General features: G+C 66.1%; 15 protein-coding genes and 5 pseudogenes. 14 read left to right on the top strand and 6 right to left on the bottom strand.

Annotated elements, in window-relative coordinates; translation table 11 throughout:
- Positions 1–107: 107 nt before the first annotated feature.
- Positions 108–212 (bottom strand): annotated as a pseudogene (locus tag IE265_RS28430) (IS5/IS1182 family transposase); the annotation flags it as partial.
- Between the two features lie 554 nt (positions 213–766).
- On the opposite strand from IE265_RS28430, the gene IE265_RS28425 reads away from it, so the two are divergent.
- The 4 genes and pseudogenes from IE265_RS28425 to IE265_RS28410 all read left to right on the top strand — a co-directional run bounded on the left by IE265_RS28425 (position 767) and on the right by IE265_RS28410 (position 3,206).
- Complete coding sequence (locus IE265_RS28425) at positions 767–1,093, top strand: hypothetical protein (protein ID WP_159074135.1); 327 nt, start codon at positions 767–769, stop codon at positions 1,091–1,093.
- 188 nt (positions 1,094–1,281) lie between these two features.
- Positions 1,282–1,596, top strand: a pseudogene (locus IE265_RS28420) (hypothetical protein); the annotation flags it as partial.
- 99 nt (positions 1,597–1,695) lie between these two features.
- Positions 1,696–2,097, top strand: coding sequence for a hypothetical protein (locus IE265_RS28415; protein ID WP_225890818.1), 402 nt, complete (start codon positions 1,696–1,698; stop codon positions 2,095–2,097).
- A gap of 359 nt (positions 2,098–2,456) precedes the next feature.
- On the top strand, positions 2,457–3,206 hold the full coding sequence (locus tag IE265_RS28410; RefSeq protein ID WP_190038562.1) for a transposase family protein: 750 nt from the start codon (positions 2,457–2,459) through the stop codon (positions 3,204–3,206).
- Positions 3,207–3,336: 130 nt separating this feature from the next.
- Here the strand turns inward: IE265_RS28410 and IE265_RS28405 are convergent, their stop codons facing one another.
- Positions 3,337–3,684 (bottom strand): hypothetical protein, encoded by a 348-nt coding sequence (locus tag IE265_RS28405; RefSeq protein WP_190038561.1) that lies wholly within the window; start codon positions 3,682–3,684, stop codon positions 3,337–3,339.
- A gap of 351 nt (positions 3,685–4,035) precedes the next feature.
- Here IE265_RS28405 and IE265_RS39020 point away from each other — a divergent pair, with 351 nt between their 5' ends.
- Complete coding sequence (locus tag IE265_RS39020; protein WP_268255854.1) at positions 4,036–4,170, top strand: hypothetical protein; 135 nt, start codon at positions 4,036–4,038, stop codon at positions 4,168–4,170.
- A gap of 197 nt (positions 4,171–4,367) precedes the next feature.
- Here the strand turns inward: IE265_RS39020 and IE265_RS28400 are convergent.
- Positions 4,368–4,741: pseudogene (locus tag IE265_RS28400) on the bottom strand (PIG-L deacetylase family protein); the annotation flags it as partial.
- A gap of 309 nt (positions 4,742–5,050) precedes the next feature.
- Between IE265_RS28400 and IE265_RS28395 the strand changes: the two are divergent.
- The 7 genes and pseudogenes from IE265_RS28395 to IE265_RS28365 all read left to right on the top strand — a co-directional run bounded on the left by IE265_RS28395 (position 5,051) and on the right by IE265_RS28365 (position 11,007).
- On the top strand, positions 5,051–5,551 hold the full coding sequence (locus tag IE265_RS28395; protein WP_190038560.1) for a hypothetical protein: 501 nt from the start codon (positions 5,051–5,053) through the stop codon (positions 5,549–5,551).
- 470 nt (positions 5,552–6,021) lie between these two features.
- Complete coding sequence (locus IE265_RS28390; RefSeq protein ID WP_190038559.1) at positions 6,022–6,564, top strand: RNA polymerase sigma factor; 543 nt, start codon at positions 6,022–6,024, stop codon at positions 6,562–6,564.
- Between the two features lie 17 nt (positions 6,565–6,581).
- A complete protein-coding gene (locus tag IE265_RS28385) occupies positions 6,582–7,643 on the top strand; it encodes a hypothetical protein (RefSeq protein ID WP_190038558.1) in 1,062 nt (353 codons plus the stop codon).
- A gap of 47 nt (positions 7,644–7,690) precedes the next feature.
- A pseudogene (locus IE265_RS39390) lies at positions 7,691–7,924 on the top strand (Tn3 family transposase); the annotation flags it as partial.
- Between the two features lie 484 nt (positions 7,925–8,408).
- Positions 8,409–9,686: a hypothetical protein gene (locus IE265_RS28375; RefSeq protein ID WP_190038557.1), complete on the top strand. Its 1,278-nt coding sequence runs from the start codon at positions 8,409–8,411 to the stop codon at positions 9,684–9,686.
- On the top strand, positions 9,686–10,264 hold the full coding sequence (locus IE265_RS28370; RefSeq protein WP_190038556.1) for a hypothetical protein: 579 nt from the start codon (positions 9,686–9,688) through the stop codon (positions 10,262–10,264). Before IE265_RS28375 ends, IE265_RS28370 begins: the two co-directional genes overlap by 1 nt.
- Positions 10,153–11,007, top strand: a complete 855-nt coding sequence (locus IE265_RS28365; protein ID WP_308434825.1) for an ABC transporter ATP-binding protein — start codon at positions 10,153–10,155, stop codon at positions 11,005–11,007. Before IE265_RS28370 ends, IE265_RS28365 begins: the two co-directional genes overlap by 112 nt.
- Before the next feature lie 718 nt (positions 11,008–11,725).
- Here IE265_RS28365 and IE265_RS28360 read toward each other — a convergent pair.
- Positions 11,726–12,957, bottom strand: a pseudogene (locus tag IE265_RS28360) (IS701 family transposase).
- Positions 12,958–13,140: 183 nt separating this feature from the next.
- Here IE265_RS28360 and IE265_RS28355 point away from each other — a divergent pair.
- Positions 13,141–13,890, top strand: coding sequence for a transposase family protein (locus IE265_RS28355; protein ID WP_190038554.1), 750 nt, complete (start codon positions 13,141–13,143; stop codon positions 13,888–13,890).
- A 39-nt stretch (positions 13,891–13,929) separates the two neighbouring features.
- Positions 13,930–14,106, top strand: a complete 177-nt coding sequence (locus IE265_RS28350) for a CsbD family protein (protein ID WP_190038553.1) — start codon at positions 13,930–13,932, stop codon at positions 14,104–14,106.
- Between the two features lie 287 nt (positions 14,107–14,393).
- Here the strand turns inward: IE265_RS28350 and IE265_RS28345 are convergent, their stop codons facing one another.
- Together IE265_RS28345 and IE265_RS28340 are read right to left on the bottom strand one after the other, a co-directional pair.
- Entirely contained in the window at positions 14,394–15,128 is a 735-nt protein-coding gene (locus IE265_RS28345; protein ID WP_190038552.1) for a translation initiation factor IF-2, read from the bottom strand.
- 324 nt (positions 15,129–15,452) lie between these two features.
- Positions 15,453–16,613 (bottom strand): SMI1/KNR4 family protein, encoded by a 1,161-nt coding sequence (locus IE265_RS28340; protein ID WP_190038551.1) that lies wholly within the window; start codon positions 16,611–16,613, stop codon positions 15,453–15,455.
- Positions 16,614–16,994: the final 381 nt, after the last annotated feature.

Genomic DNA, 16,994 nt, shown 5'->3' with positions numbered 1-16,994 from the left:
GAGGCGCTGAGCGAGATCGTCCAGCCACTGCTGGGCCCACCGGCGCAGGTGTGTGATGGGGACCGTGCCCATGCCATGGGCCCCGAACTCGGCGTCACTGAGCTTCTTCAGCATTGCAGCTCCAGGGTGAGGACGGCCTTGGCGATTGACGTCATGCGGTTGGGGCTGCAGCGGGACCTGCGGAAGATCCGCCAGGACTTCAGGCGGGCGACCTGGAGGACGATGAGACTGCCGCTGGCGCGAGGAGATCCGGCCGGGTCAAAGTTCAGAGCAGCTTCTCGCCGATCCTGCCGTTCGGGTACAGGGCAGCAGCACGTGCAGCCAGTTGATCAGCCCTTAAGTGACCCAGGCCAGGCGGCCCGGCGGGACCACGGCGCGCGCCAGCAGCTGATCGTGACCCTGACATCTGTCAGGGTCGCAACGTCCCGGGTCCGCCCTACAGTTCGAGGCGCCTGCTGGGCGTCCCCTGCGCCGCTCCGGCGGCTGAAGCGGGGGCCGTTAGCGCTTCGGTCAGGTCACAGCACGGGCGCCACGGCACAGCGCCCCTCTTCGGAAGCCATCAGCACCTGGACCCAGGGAGAAACACATGCACAGCCTCAGACGGATCTTCAGCGTAGGAGCAGCCGCGATCATGTTGGCGGCAGGCGTGGTGGCCGGATCCGCCGGCGCGGCTCAGGCAGCACGGTCGGACTGCGAGGGAGGTGTGAATGGCTTCACCGACATCCCGGACAGTCTCAGTGGCCAGGGTGTGGGGGGTGCGGGTGCGATGGTGATTGACTTTCCCCACGCTGTCGCCTCGTACTCGATGCAGGCCGGCAACGTCGGAGGCCGACAGGCCGCGTGGGGCGTCCTGACCACCGGATCGGGCAGCAACTGGGGCTCCGGGGTCCTGGCACAGGTCTGGATGGACGTCAGCAACGACAACAGGCAGACCTGGATCCAGTGCGGTTCTTTCGACACGATGACGGGCGGCAAGAGGATGACGACGCCGGCCTACCCGACCAGCAGCTCGTCGAGCCGGGCCTTCCGCGTCTGCGCGCGGCTGCTGAGCCAGGGCAGCAACAGCGGCATCCAGTGCACCTCTTGGTGGTAGACCACCCACCTCTCTGCTCCGCGTCAACAGTGCGCCGGCACCCATCGCCGGCAAACCGGAGCAGGTCCAGGCCCAAGGACCACTGAGCTTCATCGATGTGGCCACCGATCCGGTGACGGTCCGTGAAGCGCAACGAGCGAAGCCCCCGGGCTGTTGATCGAGATGTCTGACGTCTCAATCACGCTGCTCGGGGTTACACCGACCTGGGCAGGCTGACCCGTTCGCTGAACGTTCCCGGTGGTGTACGACCGGCGGGCACGTGGTTCGGCACCTGGAGCTCCGGTGTCAACGTCCGCCCCGAGCCCGACACCACCCGCGACCCGTTCCTCCAGCTCCCCGCCGGGGTCGAGGTGCTGGTCGGCTGCCAGACGCGAGGGGAGACCGTCTCGGTCCCGCCCTACACCAACGAGTGGTGGGCCTACCTGCCTCAGTACGGGGGCTATGTCAGCAGCATCTACATAAGCAGTCCGGACAACCAACTGCCCGGCGTCGCGCAGTGCTGAGCAGTGCATCACGGTGCTGCGAAGGGCCTGCGGGAAGAGCCGGGCAGGCACCCGGCACCTTTCGGTCGAACTCGAAAACCAGTGAGAAAAGGACAGTGGATGACCAGGACCAGGAAGTATCTCTCCCTCTGGATGGCAGCCCTCGCCCTGACGGCGGGCGGTGTGATCGCCGCCCCTTCGGCCAGTGCCGCTGCCAGCGCCGAGTGCGGAGTTCGGGCGAGCGACGGCCGGCTGTGGTGCGGGAACGGAGCCCCCGCCATTCTGCGCTCGGGCGCCTATCACGAAGCGAACATAACGGGGCAGCTCTATTCCACCTTCAGCTGGTTCGACTGCTGGACCTATGGTGGACTGCACGGCGGCGGCAACACCACCTGGTACCACACCAAGGGTGACTGGACCGCTCCTGGCTACGACGGGTGGGGCTACGTCCCGGCGGACTGGGTCAACACACCGTCCTCCTTCGACGCCGATCCGAGCGCGCGCGGTCTGCGGCACTGCTGAGCGCAGCACTGCCGAGCTCGCCGGACCACCTCCTTGATGTCGTCGGTCTGGTCCACGAGACCGGCGGCATCGTCGTCGTGGCGCCCCATGTCGGCGACCCATTCCCTCCCGTTAACGGTGCCTGACGGATCAGTTCCGGGTCACTCGGGGATGATCTGTCCATGCGGTATGAGGCAGAGCGCCCTTTGGGTGCAGAGCAAGATCTAGTCACAGGTGGTAGCACCCTGCCCGAGGCTACAACCACTGAGCTTCTTCGATGCGGCCACCGATCGGTGACGGCCCGTGCAGCGCAACGAGCGAGGCCCCCGGGCTGTTGATCGAGATGTCTGACGTCTCAATCACGTTGCTCGGGGGCCTCGTTGGTCGTCCATCCTGCCGCACTTGACCTGCCGCATGCACTCGTGGAGTGGGTCACCACGTTGATCGTCACCCGTGAGGGCGACCGGCGCTGCAAGCTCCGTCCGTCCCAGCGAGCGATGGTGGCACTGGTGTACCTGCGCGAGCACATCACTCTGGCGAAGATCGCTGCCGGGTTCGGGATCAGCGAGTCCACCGTGCATGCCTACACCAGTGCAGTCGTCGACCTGCTCGCCGCCCGTGCACCGGGTCTGCTGAAGACGCTGCGCGAGCATGATCCCGACTTCGTCCTGCTCGACGGCACTCTCGCCGAGTGCGATCGGGTCGGCGACGGCCGGGCCGACTACTCCCACAAGCACCGGCGTCACGGCGTGAACGTGCAGGTCGTCAGCGATCCCAGCGGCCGGCTGTTGTGGCTCTCGCCCGCCCTGCCGGGCCGCGCCCATGACCTGACCGCTGCCCGCGCCCACCGGATCATCCGGATCTGCGAGCGCCAGGGCGTTCCGATCGTGGCCGATCTCGCCTACCAGGGCGCCGGTCCGTGGCTGACCACGGGCATCAAACGCAGGCCCCTGAAGAAACTGACTCCCACCGAGAAGACTCGCAACCGTGCCCTGGCCGCGGCGCGCGCACCCGTCGAACGCGGAGTCGCCCGCCTGAAGTCCTGGCGGATCTTCCGCAGGTCCCGATGCAGTCCCAACCGCATGACGTCAATCGCCAAGGCCGTCCTCACACTGGAGTTGCGACGCTGAAGAAGCTCACTGATCCACTCCAGGCTCTCCAGCCGGTCGTGGAGTTCGCGAAGGTCGAATTCGTCGGGGCGCCGGGCGGCGAGAGCGTCGGCGAGCAACCGCCGATGATGCTCGGGCAGGCCGTGCAGACTCACGCGTCCGCCACACGCCGCAGTCGGGGGAAACGCTGCTCCCACACGGTGCGGACCCCGCGGCCGAGCATTTCGCGCAGCACGGGCCACCGGCTCACCAGCAGGTTGGCGTCAAGGTAGTGGGTGTAATCCGCGTGTCGGCCGTTGAGCAGCACGATCCGGTACATCCCCAGCAGCAGCTTCTCGTCCCCCAGGTCGAATGTCCGCAGCCCCGACCACGCCAGGTGCAGCGGCAACGTCACCGCACCGTGTACCGGTCCGGCGAGCTCCGCAAGATCACGGGGAAGCTGGTCCGCGGCCGGAGCCCAGCGCGAGGACGCCACTGGGCTCGGTGCTCCCTCGGCCATGACTCCCACCTCCTGCGTCCGGACCGGCATGATCGGGCATCCCCAAGCCTCGTCTCTCGCAACGGGGCGGGCAGCCGACGGACAACAGCGGCATTCTTGCGGACCCGTATGCGCTGCGGAGAGCAGCACAGCCCGCCTCGGTTCCCTCCCTCCCCATCGGCTCACCTCCGCTCGCGCGGGAGACGGCGGGCTCGCTGGCCACGTGCCGTCGTGCTTCGGTTTACCCCGGCTCGCGTGGAGAGCAGCGCATGCTGGCCGAGCGCATCTATGCCATCGGGGGCACGCACTGCCGGATCCGGTGTCGGGCGGACGTACTCGCTGGCAGGCCCCGCAAGTGCTTTCGCCGCCGTAATGGCGACCGTCATTGTCCTGCTTCTCATCGGCGTCCCGCCGGAGTCCTTGGCGATCGTTGCCCTCGCCATGGGCGGGTTGTTCGGCGCCTGGCTCGGTACAGGACACATGCAGGGACGGGAGGAGGAGCGGTAGGCGCCATAGCGGCGGCGCCTCCTTCGCCCGTCGCCGGCAAGCCGCCAGGCAAGAGGAGCATTGCTGTACAGAACGAGAGGCTGCGGAGCGAGACGCGGCGACATCCGTTTCTCCAGCGCACTCGACAACGACATCGCGGTCGCTGAACCTGCCGACCAGGTGCTGGTCTACGATCGCGCGGTCGTAAGGACAGGTTCCACGGCGTCCCGAACGACCTGGTGGGTTCGGCGGTGATCCAGGTGGCCTGTGAGCTGGCCGAGTGCGTCGTGTGTGACGACGATGTCGGGGCGGAACTGCTGGATGTGCGCCACGATCTGCGCGACAGCGTCGTCCAGGTTCACCTCGCACCAACGGGCCTGCCGGGCGCTGCGGACGGGTTGCGGGCGTCGCGGTATCCGAGGAGGCGCGGTTCGCCCGCGCCCAGGATCGCCAGACCTGCGGCGAGCTCGGCGGCTCGCGTGGTGTCGTGGGCCCAGGTCGTGGTGACGATGGCCGTGCGGGCGCCGGAGGCGGCCTGCTGGGCGAGTACGCCGCCGGCGAGCGGGAGGGCCGGACCCGGCTGTGGAAGCAGATGTCGCCAAGGGGAAGCCTCGTTCCTTGCCGTGACCGGATTGACGCTACGGACTTGGGCGGGTGCGCGACACAGGGGACAACTGGCCGGTACGTGGGTATCGCTTCTGGCATGACAGCGCATGCCGAGCATGCCCAGCTGACCGTTCTCGTCGTCGGGATGGGCGAACACCCCGAGCAATGAAGGGGATGCTTGCCTCAGCCGTGAGAGCTACCACCCGAACAAGGCCGGCACGGGTGCCTACGCCCAGGCGTTTACGAGTGTCGGCCCCACCGCCGCCGTCCAACCAAAGGATCAGTGACCAGGAGTATGTCCGATCGTGGCACGGTGGCGCGGCAGGTCCGCGTCACCGTGCCGTCCCCAGGGTGCCTCGTCGCCGTCATGGCGCCGATCCTCGTGGCTCTGCTCGTGGCCTCGGTCCTCATGGTCATGAGCCACCGCCAGGAGAGTGCGAACGTCCGCAACGAGGAGGAGGCTCTTGCGAGGACGGTTACCCAGGCCCGGTCGTACGGGCGTGACGTACTGGCGCAGATCTCTGACGACTATCCCGGCCAGGAGGCTGTGCGGGGCGTCGCCGAACGGCACGACGGCAGGCTCGTCTCCTACGCGCGGTCGGGCGATTCACTGACCACCACAGTGCGCTTCTTCGCAGAGTTCGAGGACACCAGCATGTACGGGGTGCACCACTCCCGGGCCCATCGCTGCTACTCCTTCACGTTTCAGCGGGACGCCGAGGGCGGACCGCGGGAGAAGACGACTCAACTGGAGAAGTGCGATGCCGCCCTCGAAGGGCAGCTCCCCCTGCGGTGAGTTCGTGCGGCACTTCCACGCGATCACCCCGCCTACGCGCCGACGACCACACCACCGTCCACCCCGTCTCGGCGTTCGTTCCGGACTTCTTCCCGTTCGGTTCCGCACCACCGCGAGTGCCGCCTCCAACACGGACCGGACTGTCTTGCCTGCCGAGGGCATCGAATGCCGCGCGCCGCTGTCACAGGCCTGCGTGGCGAAGCGGAAACCGTGCTGACTGCCGGCCCCGAGCGGCCCGCCCGCTGCGGCCGGGCCCTGCCGGCGGAGAGTCTTCGTCTGGCTGAGCGGTTGCCCTCAATTCTTCACTCACCCGGCCGCCCCGGCGTCTCACGACGACTCGACCGCTGATCCGCAGACGTGACGCTCCAGAGTGAGCCCGCTGCCGATCGGCGAGACGGCGGGATGTTCGAGTAACTCCAGCGTCGTGCCGGACACAAACAGGGTGTGGTCAGCGTGCAGGGAGGGCGGGCGTGAGCAGACCGATGGACAACTCACAAGGATTTGAGGATGTCTACCGGCGCACTTACCTGCCCGTCCTGCGGTTCTTGCGTAGGCGCCTGCCGTCGACCGCGGCCGAGGACGCGGCGGCGGAGGTGTTCTTGGTCGCGTGGCGGAACCGCCACGAACTGCGTGGCAAGGAATTGCCCTGGCTGTACGGAATTGCCCGACGCGTCGCGGCCAACACCGTCCGGTCGAGTGATCGCGCCGGTCGTCTGGACAGTATTCGGGCCCACCACGATGGCGGAACCGCACCCGCAGCGGAGGACGCGGTCCTGTACCGACTGGGAGCCCAAGGCGTGTTGGACCGGCTTCCGGCACAGGAGCAGGAAGTGCTGCTCCTGGTGGCCTGGGACGGGCTCTCCGTGCGTGACGCAGCCCGGGTCCTGGGCTGCAGCGCCGGGGCTTTCCGGGTCCGCATGCACCGCGCGCGCCGCATGCTCGAAGCGGCGGTGGCCGCAGACGAGATGCAGATATCCGAGGTAGGTCTGCCAGTGGACGGGAGGACACGGTGAAAGGAGGCGTCAAGCGCGTGAGGGAGTTGATGCCGCCAGATCCGCAAGCGGGTTTCGGGCGGGACGGGACACTCCCGGACCGTGCCGAGCGGGAACTGACGGCACTGCTGGGTACCGCGGAGTCGACAACTCCGCGCGTGCGAGCGGGAATGTCCCGTCGACGGGTTCTGTTGGCCGGCGGAGTGGTGGCATCGGTCACTGCGTTGGCTGCGTCCGGCGAGCTGGGGAGGCTGTCGGGATCCGATGGTGGCGAGGCGCAGGCCAGGGCCACGCCTCCTGTCCTGGCCCTTGATCCGATCGGTGGAAGGTCGTCGGAGGAGGTACTGACCCAATTGGCAGACAAAGTTAGGCAGTTGGCTCCGGAATCAGTGCAAGGCCCGTACCTCTACAGCAAGAGCTGGGGATGGGCACTCAACTCGGCCGGCGACGTTCCGGGCGGCGTCGCCAATGCTGCCGTACCGACGGTGACGGAGCAGTGGATCAGAGCATCCGATGGCGCGGGCCGCGAACGTCAGATGCACGGCAGGCCGTACTTCCCCGACCCGGATCAGGAACGGGATGCCCGTAAAGCAGGACTGATCGACGGCAAGGGCATCCGCGACAAGACCTACGGTTCGGGCCACTTCGCGCCGGACCCAGAGTGGCAGGCACTCCTTCCTTTCTCGACCGAGCCTGATCGACTGCTCGTACAGCTGAAGCAGGTCAACTGGGAGGGCGGGCGCGTGATCTGGGGTGTCTCCGCCATGCTGGACGCCACGCGGAGAGCCTCGCGCGGCGTCGTCGCGCCCCAACTGCGCGCCGCAGCGCTCGTCGTCCTGGCCAAGCGAACCGATGTGAGGGTCTCGAGGACAACCACATGGCTGGGACACCAGGTCCTTGCGATCACCCAGGAAACCAGGCACAGAGCCGCTACGTTCCGGGACTCGTTGCTCATCGATCCGACGACTGGGGACCGGGTCGGTAGCGAGGAAGCATTGCTCGGTGATCCCCTGGCCCTGAGGATCGCGGTTCCCGGAACGCTCTCCGTGAATGAGATTCTGTCGCGCGGAACGGTACAGGACACGAAAGCAAGAGTCTGACATGGCAGCGATCCCGCTGCGGCACACCACGTCATCGAGCACTAGGCGCGTCCAACGGCCTCGCGCAGGCGTGGGGTGGCGGGCTGGCCTCGGTCGACGGCATGCGGTCCGTCGTCCCTGTGCCGTCGGTCCACTCCTGCCTGAACCCCCACTATTTCGGGCGTCGGGGCGGCGCCACCTGGTTGCACATGCCTGTTTGGGCAATGCTGCTGCAGCGAGCCGTTGGCCGTGGACACTTCGCGGCCCAGCGAGCTCCACGAGCAAGCAGAGCCGTTGTGGAGCCGAGCGGTCGCCTGAACATGTGCAGAATTTCCCCGATATGCCAAGTGGGCGCATTGGACCGCTTAAGGAAATTTTCGGATGAAAGCGACTCATTAATACTCTCTCCACCTGAGATACGGGTAAAGCCGTTGATCAAATCGTTACCGTCGAAGGGTCTGCCGCAGCCCCCTTCGCCGTAAGATCATCTTTTGTTCGCGCGGTATTCGTGCGGCGGCGACTTTCACGTTGGGTCTATGTGCCTGAAACGAGGGGCGGAGCATGGTCCGAGATCCCGACCGGCACGGGGGGCCACTGCTTCACTTCATGGATGTCGGCGGCATGGAGCGCGGCGCTGGACCAACGGCCCACGTAGGCAAGGTCTACGGCGACACGACAAAGGCCGACTAGGGGCGGACATCAGCCAAAGGAGGCGATCCGTCGGGGCGCCTCCTTGTTGGCTGCCCCGACTTCTTTGGACCTTCGGCGATCAGTGGGTGCCTTCATATGAAATTTACTACAGCCCTGCGGTCGGGCAGCGCCCTCCGGGCGGCTCCGGTCGCGCTACTCTTGATACTTTTCTACTATTTCATAGATGAAACTCGCCCGCCGTCAAGTTTCGACGAATTTTCTCCCGCCATCGTTGCTTATCCGCTGATGACGCTCTACCCGCTGGCGTACGCGATTACTGCCGGTTTGGCGATCTGGGAAAGTGGCCGTCTGCGGCAAGCCGGAGTTTGGGATCTAGCCCCAGGACGCTCACGTTACCGTGTGGCACTGAACGCGTTGATTCCCGTAATCGGTGCCGGCTGGCTAGTGATTGTGACGCCATCAATTCTCTCCTTGCTCCGGGCCGGCGTAATTCCCAGCCTGGACAGCATGCGCCTGCCTGTCATGGCTTTGCTCGTATGCCTGGCCTACGCGGTCATCGGTTTTGCTATCGGCTTGAAAATGAAACCGGTCATCGCAGCCCCCATCGCGGCGGTAGCCGTATGGATTGTGATCGCATTTACGAGATCAGTCCAGCCGTACTGGATTAGGCATGTGTCTGGACTCTTCAGCGACCTGGTCTTCGGTGAGGTTCCGAGCCTGTTGGCCTTGACGCCTCCGCTCCTGCTCGCAGGTGGCATCTCCTTGGGCCTTGTTGTTCTCTGGCTGCCCATTACGCGCACTTTCATTCGAGGCGCAGTGGCTCTCCTTACCGTGGTTGGCGGTGCTGGCGGCGCCTACGCCATTTCGCACGAATGGCCCCATGACCCACCGCTACTGGTAGGCCGGGTGGAGATGCGCTGCGTTGGTGAAGCGCCACGCGTCTGCATGCCTGAAGCAACGGCGAGCGGAGCGGTTTCGGTCCAACGAGATGCTTCCGCAGTTCTCGCGTCTTTCAGATCGCGGGGCGTCGCGCCTCTGCCTTCTGTTATTACCGATAGTTACGCAGAGGGGCGATTCCCGCTTCCCTCCACCAAGCAGACCTGGCATCTCAACCTCACCGCGACCTCCAGGAGCGGCGGAGTGCGCTTTCAAGTAGCCACTGCCACGGCGCGATTCCCCTGCGCAAATGTTGACCTTTTGCGCGGGCATGCTGCCTGGTACTGGGCTGCATCGGTGGCTGGAGAACGCAAAGCCTATGAGGCCCGCATCAGGCAAGAAGAAGAAACAGTCGAAACTCGTCGCATCGAGCGTCAGGTTCGTGTAATTGTCGGTGACGTGCTCAAGAAGCCGAACCGCCAGCAGGCGGAATGGTTCAGCGAAACAATAGGCGCGGCGTGCGGTAAGGAAACCTGATGTGGTGGCTCAAAGCGCGCCGAGGCCCCGTGATGCTTCCAATCGCCTGGGTGATCTATGCTGGGCTGCTTCTAGCCGTGCAAGACAGCGTCGTTATTCTTCCGTCCGTCATCGGCGCGGCTGACGTAGTCCTCTCCCTGTTTGTGCCTGTTCCGGTACTGGCACTTCTCATGTACTGCCTCGAATCAAGACTTCGCTTCGCCGAGATATCCGGAGTCCGGAACGTGGGCGCGCGCGATGCCGCATTGTCGGCGACAGCAGCAGTTGGAGCTCTCGTCCTGAGCGCCGCCATTGGGATGCTCGTCCATTTCCCTGATGCTGTGGCCGTAGGCCGCAACACCTTCTTTCTCGTGGGCGTCATGCTGTGTGCGCGCCCATTTTGCAAAGACTATGCCGTAATGATTCCCGTCACGTGGCTGCTTTCCATTGTTTTCCTGGGGTTCAAGAAAAATCGCGAGCCGCAAGCATGGGCGATAAATCTCCAGTCGACCGAAAGTTGGGTGAGTGCAACGATTTCCCTGCTCGCTTTTCTTGCCGGGTTGCTCGTACAGCTGCGCACTTCAAGGAGTATTTCGTGACACTTCGAATCACTTCCTGTACCTACGCGTACCGGCGCCGACGGCCCCCCGTGATTGCGGATTTGACCTACGAGTTGGCAGGCGGGTTGTCCATTCTGTTGGGCCCCAATGGTGCAGGAAAATCTACACTGCTCAAGCTTGCCGCGTCCGTGCTCCACCCGAAATCCGGCAGTGTCACGCTTGATTCCCTCGGCTCTCGTACACGTGAGTTCCGGAAGGCTGTGGCATGGATGCCACAAGAGATAGCCAGCCTTCCCTCACTCACCGTGCGGGAGTGGGTGGCATACGTAGGCTGGTTGAAAGGACTCAGCAAGGCAGAAGCCTGGCAGAATGCGCAAAGTTCCCTGGCGCGCGTTGAACTTTCAGATCGACTTGACATGAAGACTTCTTCGCTGTCCGGTGGCCAAATGCGACGCGTAGGATTGGCCGGGGCTCTTGTGCACAGCGCGCGCATACTTCTGTTGGATGAACCCACCGCAGGTCTGGACCCGCACCAACGTCGGGTCTTCCGTGACATTGTCGGGAATCTTGGTGCGGATGGAGTGAGGATTCTTCTCTCCACTCACGACGTCGCTGACCTGGCAGAAGAGGCCGATCACGTCACCGTCCTGAATGACGGGTCCATGATTCACGATGGTCCGACACGCTCCTTCCTGTCACACGCTCCGACAGGATTCGACGCAGCCAGGGCTCCTGAAGCCGCATATTCGGCGTTGTTGGCGCACCACGGGGCGGACTTCTAGAACTCGCACGAACCCTGAACGCGTGGTGTCGTCACGACAGTTTGGGCGGGCTGGCGCAGGCCGGCAGCCGTCGAGGGCATCGTGTCGGTACTGGAGCGGGCGTAAGTCGCATCGGACGGCGGTGATCAGCCCTCCGGGTCGGCGACGGCGCGGTTGGCTGCGGTGATGCGTCGCAACACCGACCAGATGCCCCTCGAACCGATTGAAATCGGGTGCAGGGAGCTCGTAACGGGATCATGAGGGGGCCTTCATGAGGTGCCTCCAGCACATCAGTCCGCAGGACAATGAGAGGGAGGCGTCGGGGAGTTCGAGGCGTCGTCCCCATCGGGCGGCGAGGTGTCTGAACTGGTGGAGCCGGGCGAGGTCCTGTGCACGACGAGCAGAACTTGCCCGGCCCTTTGATGTTCGGGGCGCCAGCGCCATATCGGTACCCAGACGGGCATTGCGTTCCGCGGTCGGGAAGTCCGCAGGACGAAGGTCTTTCCCCGCCTCCAAAGCGGCACCGGCGTCTCCCAATGCCCAGTGCACACCGACGGCTTACAAGTCGACGGCGGCGGGAGTGATGGGGAACAGTCGCCCTGTGGGCGGGTGCGCCGGCAACCTGACGGCGGCACGGCAAGACTCCTCGGTCATTCCAGAGCATCTGCGCGCCGGCCTCCGCGTGGCGGTGTGGGCGAGGGTACAGTGCATCTAGTCCTCCAGCCGTAGATCGTGATCTTCACGCCTGGGCGGCTTGTTGTCGGTAGTGGCTGGCCTGCGATCGGGCTTGGTGGCGACGTCGCCAATTGGACCAGCCGAGCCGGTGGTCGACGTCGTGGACGGGTCGGACGACGAGCGTGATGAACAGGCGCTGGACCTCGTTGCAGGTGAGCGGTATGAGGTCTTCGGGTGCGGGGCGGCGGGCGTGTTCGTCGGCTCGGGCGACAGCGAGGAACGCGTGCGCGAGCATGGCCAGGGTGACCCATCGGGACCAGGACGCATGGCGGCGGACCTGATGCTCGTCCAAAGCGGCCAGGCCCTTTCCGGCCTGAAAGAACTCCTCTACTCGCCATCTTGATCCAGCGACCCGCACCAGCTCGGTCAGCGGCATCGGCTCTGGCGAGTAGCAGCGGTAGTAAGCGAGTTCGCCGGTGCTGCGGTTGCGGCGGATCAGCAGCTGGCGATTGCCGGGGCGGCGGTCGGCGAGGTCGATAACGGCCCAGTAGTAGAAGCGGTGCCCCTTGGCTCCGGCCCCGGCGGACAGCTTCTGCCACGCCCGCCTGGGCACCTTCTTGGCCAAAGTGTCCGCGCGGAATTTCCCGGCCTTGGTGACGGCCTCTTGCGAGCAGGCCACGGCGAGAACGTAGCCGGTGCCGCGTTCCTCCAGCACCATCCGCAGCTTGGGGTTGCCGCCATAAACCTCGTCGCCCGCGACCCATGCAGCACGGTGGCCGGCGTCCAGGAACCGGGCGACCGGGCGGCCAGTTCCGGTTTGGTGGCAAAGGAGGCCTTCTCGACCAGGCCGGCAGCGAGGCAGCGGTCAGGGTCGGCAGTCCAAGAGCGCGGCACGTACAGTTCCCGGTCCACTGCGGCGTGCCCTCGCTGACCTGCGTAGACCAGGTAGACAGCGACTTGGGCATTCTCGATCCTGCCCGCAGTTCCGGTGTATTGGCGCTGGACGCCGACCGTGTCGGTGCCCTTCTTCACGTCACCGGTCTCGTCGACCACCAGCACCGCCTGGTCGTCGCGCAGGTGCTCCACCACGTAGCCGCGCACGTCGTCGCGGACGGCGTCGGCGTCCCACTTGGCCCGCCCGAGCAGGTGCTGCATCCCTTCCGGGGTAGTGTCCCCGGCCCATTCGGCGATCGTCCGGCAGTTCTTGCGCGGCAGGTCCGAAAGGAGCCCGAACACCAGCCGCCGCATCCGACGCCGGGGTTCGAGCCTCTTGAACCTGCCCGCGACTTGACTCATCAGGCCCTCGAAGGACTCCTGCCAGCGAGCAGGGTCTACGCTGACGTCCGAGTCCGCCGCTTGATCATTGAGCGTTTTCAGAGTGGTCACCGATGGGTGACGGTGGCGAGGACGAAACGCACGAGGCACCCGTGCCGTTGAGGGAGGTGTTCGAAGTCTCAACTCATCAGCGCAGGTGCCTCGTTGGTTCCCTATCCTGCCGCACTCGACCTGCCGCATGCCGTGGTCGAGTGGGTCACGATGCTCATCGTCACCCGCGAGGGTGACCGCCGCTGCAAGCTGCCGCCGCACCAGCGTGCCCTGGTCGGTCTGGTGTACCTGCGCCGCCACGACACCCTCACGCAGCTCTCGGCCGGGTTCGGGATCTCCGTCGGGACCGCGCACACTTACGTCAGTGCCGTCATCGATCTTCTCGCCGCCCGCGCACCAGGTCTGCTGAAGGTGCTGCGGGAGACAGATCCCGACTTCGCCCTGCTCGACGGGACCCTGGTCGAGTGCGACCGCGTCGGCGACGGCCAGACGGACTACTCCGCCAAGTACAAGCGCCACGGAGTGAACGTGCAGGTCGTGACCGATCCGACGGGCCGGCTCCTGTGGCTCTCGCCCGCACTGCCGGGCCGCACCCACGATCTGACCGCCGCCCGCACCCACCAGATCATCAGGATCTGCGAGCGCCAGGGCGTCCCACTCGTGGCCGACCTTGCCTACCTGGGCGCTGGCCCCTGGCTGACCACAGCCGTCAAACGACGACCCCATCAAGAACTCACCGAGACCCAGAAGACCGTCAACCGCGCGATCGCCCGGACACGAGTCCCGGTCGAGCGAGGCGTCGCCCGGCTGAAGACCTGGCGGATCTTCCGTCACGCCCGCTGCAGCCCGAATCGAATGACGTCAATCGCCAAGGCCATCCTCACCCTGGAGCGGCACCGCTGAAAAGGCTCATTTGTCGAGTCGGGCAGGATGTGAGTTGTTGTGGCTGCGGACGAGAAGGCTCAGGCCAAGCGCGAGCAGGCCAAGGGCAAGATGAAGAGGATCGCCGGCGACGCGGTCGGGAACGAGTCCCTGAAGGCCGAGGGCCACGCCGAGGAGTCCAAGGGCGACCTGCGCACGGCCAAGGAGAAGGCCAAGGACGCGTTCAAGCCCAAGTAAGCCTGTTCGACCGGTCCCGGCAGCCGCCCTTCGCGCGCTGCCGGGACCGCCGCTGTCCGGGCGGGGCGGGTCGCAACCGGCCATCGCGTCCTCAATGGCGGATTGCACCCTTCCCGCACGGCACGGCACGGCACGGCCTCGGAGCGTCGCGCTGACGCGTCCGACGGCTACGACAACCCCGGGGACTTCGTACGGCTCCCGGGACGGACCGCGTCGACACGGACGGCTGTCCTTGACGAGGTCGTGAGGAAGCGCGGACGGTCCATCGCCCGAGTCACGCACCCGGTTCAGTGCGGCGGCGGTTGCGGGTCCAGGGCATTGCCGACGGTGCATCCGCCCTCTCCGGGCATGCGCTGGACCCGGGACGGCACCCACACCTCCGTGGCGCCGGGGGCCACGCGGGCAAGCAGGCAGTCCTGCGCGTCGAAGCCGTTGCCTCCGACCAACAGCAGAACGCCGACCCGGCCGTCCTCGGCCCTCACCTCGGTACGGATCTCCGCGCCCAGGTCCAGGGCGGCGAGCGTACGGCGAACCTCGGCCTCGTCCACGCGGCCGTCCTCCGGTACGCGGGGGAGCTTCGCGCGAAGTTGCTCGTACGGGAGTCGGGGCGGCTCGGGCAGCGGGGCGAAGACGAGGCGAGGACCTTCAGGGCAGTCCACGTCACGGGGTGTCTGGTTCCACTCCGACCTGGGAGACACCCGTATCGAGAAGCAGCGCAGAACGGTGAGGCCCTGAGGGTTGCTCCATCCGTCCGGTGCGGTGCCGGAGGTGCGGACGACGACGTCTATGCCGTCCCCGTCGTGTGTCGAGGTACCCGTGACCCGGAGCACGTCGACCCCGTCGATGCCGGCGGCTGAGCGTCCGACGTCCTGCGCCGTGCGAGGTCGCTGCCCGTAGAGCCGCTGCGCGGCCTTCTCGGCCACCTCGCGTGCGGCGTCCGTCGCCTCACCCTCGGAGGACTGCAGCACGCCGCAGCCCGCGGTGAACAGCAACAGCGGTGCGAGCAGCAGTAGTCGACGCATTCGGGAAGTCTTCCGCCGCCGCGCACGGCGGGCAACCGCTTTCGTACTCGGTCCGGCATGGGCGATCGTACTCAGGGCGCGTGGGAGCCCCTGCTACGACTTCTGCGGGCCTACGACACGGGAGGGATGGCGACCGACCTGTCCGCGGATCGGGGCACATCGGCAGGAGCGGTTCAGCCTGCCCCTGCAGGGACGCCACTCCTCCCAGACGGTGGCCAGGGTGCTGTAGCCAGGGACCTGGTCGGGAAGTCCGGGAAAGCCTCGCGGAAGTACTGGGCCAGCAGTCGGTGCTTGGCGCTCATGTGGAACCAGAACCTCCTTGGGTCAGCCCTGACCTTGGCCGTATTGAGCTGCGTGCCGGCTGGAGTCGATGGCGGGGTTGCGCAGGGTCCCCCAGAAGTGATCGTCAGGTATCGGTGGCAGTGGCGGGTTGCCCAGGTCCGCGTGCAGATCCGCACGCCATTGGACGATGAGGCGGCCGCGGATGCTCGCGCTCTCGCACACGGACCTGTAGGGCGAGCCCCAGATCCCGTGCACCATCTTCTCCGCAGCCCACCGGCGAGGAGAGTCCCGATGAGTGTCCGCCTGGACGATGACGGAGCGCAGTCGCAGGGCGAGCGGGCCGGCCTGTTCCGGATGTGGCGGGGCTTCGCCCCGTTCCAGCGCGTCCAAGGCCGACTTGACCTCCGGGTACTTGTTCAGGCCCGTCTCGACGGCGACTCTGCGCAGCTGCTTCCGTGCGGCTTCGGCCACCTGCTCACGGGGCAGGAGCGCGAGGAGCGCCCCGAGTTCCTCCAGGCTGTCCAGGCTTCCGACAGGGAGGACATCGGCGGGGCTGCAGGACAGGTCCAGCTCCGGCAACTGCTCAGCCGGCCCGGGAAGGGGATCGTCGTCACTGCCCCAGTCCGGGCCGGGAGGCATGACCCACTCCCAGAACAGTCGGCCGTTGAACGTGACGGCGCCCCCGGCCTGGCCGCTCTCCAGCTGGTCGGCCAGCTCTTTTAGATACCCACCCAGTGAGTCGGCCCGTCCGAAGTCGGTGCCGGTCTCGTCGAAGAACCGTCCGATGGCGCCGTAGGAGTCCCTCCCGCGGCGGCAGTCGATCGTGAGACCGTCAGCCGTCACCTCGTAGGAGCCGAACTTCAGGTAGCCGTCGATCCAGTAGGTCGCGGCCTCCTCCTCGTCCAGGTCATCCAGATCTTCGGCGATGTCGCGCATCCACCGGGTGTCCTCGACGATCTCACTTGTTCCGAGTAGCCGGTCGTGCGTGCTGAACCGGAAGGCTTCCGCCCCGTCCAGAGCCCCGTTGTGCCGGAGCAGCGACGCGACCAGGTCGGGAGGGAAGATGACGCCCAGTTCCTCCTCCGCTGCCGCGATTTCCTCATGCTCGGCGGGCGGCCTCAGCGTGGCGAAGGTCCGCGGCGCGTGCTCACGCAGCCAAGCGTCGATGCGGTCCCATGATTCCTGGACCAGGTCATTTCTCATGTGCTGACACTAGAGACAGCCACTGACAGCCTGATTGCCGCTCACCGGCATCCACGGTGGATGGGGCACCCGCCACCCCTGTGCAACGCCTGGCTCGCCGAAACCGCATTCAGCCCGTCAGCTCGGCTACTTGCTCGCCAGGTGCAGCGCCCGGTCTCTGTGACCGCCTCATCGAGGAGGCCGGCCAACTGTCGAACGAGATGGCCAACTGCCAATCGGGCAGGACCCACCTGGCCCGAGACCCGGCAGTGTGTGGCTGACTTGTTCGAACGTGGAATGCGGCAGCCAGGCGACCTGGAGAACCGGTTCGGGGCGCATCTGGCCGACTTGCTCGACGAATAGTGCTCTGACCCGGTTGTTCGCCGGGTCGGTCGTCGGGTC

Origin of the sequence: Streptomyces fructofermentans, from assembly GCF_014651055.1 — a bacterium.
GTDB classification, from domain to species: domain Bacteria; phylum Actinomycetota; class Actinomycetes; order Streptomycetales; family Streptomycetaceae; genus Streptomyces; species Streptomyces fructofermentans.
Note: the sequence above shows the minus strand (reverse complement) of the source record. Positions and strands in the feature narration are given on the sequence as shown.

Excerpts from the sequence above, each read along its gene's own strand:
- IE265_RS28365 (WP_308434825.1), top strand. The coding sequence starts at position 10,153 with ATGGGCGATAAATCTCCAGTCGACCGAAAGTTGGGTGAGTGCAACGAT.
- IE265_RS28375 (WP_190038557.1), top strand. The coding sequence starts at position 8,409 with ATGAAATTTACTACAGCCCTGCGGTCGGGCAGCGCCCTCCGGGCGGCT.
- IE265_RS28405 (WP_190038561.1), bottom strand. The coding sequence starts at position 3,684 with ATGGCCGAGGGAGCACCGAGCCCAGTGGCGTCCTCGCGCTGGGCTCCG.
- IE265_RS28415 (WP_225890818.1), top strand. The coding sequence starts at position 1,696 with ATGACCAGGACCAGGAAGTATCTCTCCCTCTGGATGGCAGCCCTCGCC.
- IE265_RS28345 (WP_190038552.1), bottom strand. The coding sequence starts at position 15,128 with ATGCGTCGACTACTGCTGCTCGCACCGCTGTTGCTGTTCACCGCGGGC.
- IE265_RS39020 (WP_268255854.1), top strand. The coding sequence starts at position 4,036 with ATGGCGACCGTCATTGTCCTGCTTCTCATCGGCGTCCCGCCGGAGTCC.
- IE265_RS28340 (WP_190038551.1), bottom strand. The coding sequence starts at position 16,613 with ATGAGAAATGACCTGGTCCAGGAATCATGGGACCGCATCGACGCTTGG.
- IE265_RS28395 (WP_190038560.1), top strand. The coding sequence starts at position 5,051 with ATGTCCGATCGTGGCACGGTGGCGCGGCAGGTCCGCGTCACCGTGCCG.
- IE265_RS28370 (WP_190038556.1), top strand. The coding sequence starts at position 9,686 with ATGTGGTGGCTCAAAGCGCGCCGAGGCCCCGTGATGCTTCCAATCGCC.
- IE265_RS28425 (WP_159074135.1), top strand. The coding sequence starts at position 767 with ATGGTGATTGACTTTCCCCACGCTGTCGCCTCGTACTCGATGCAGGCC.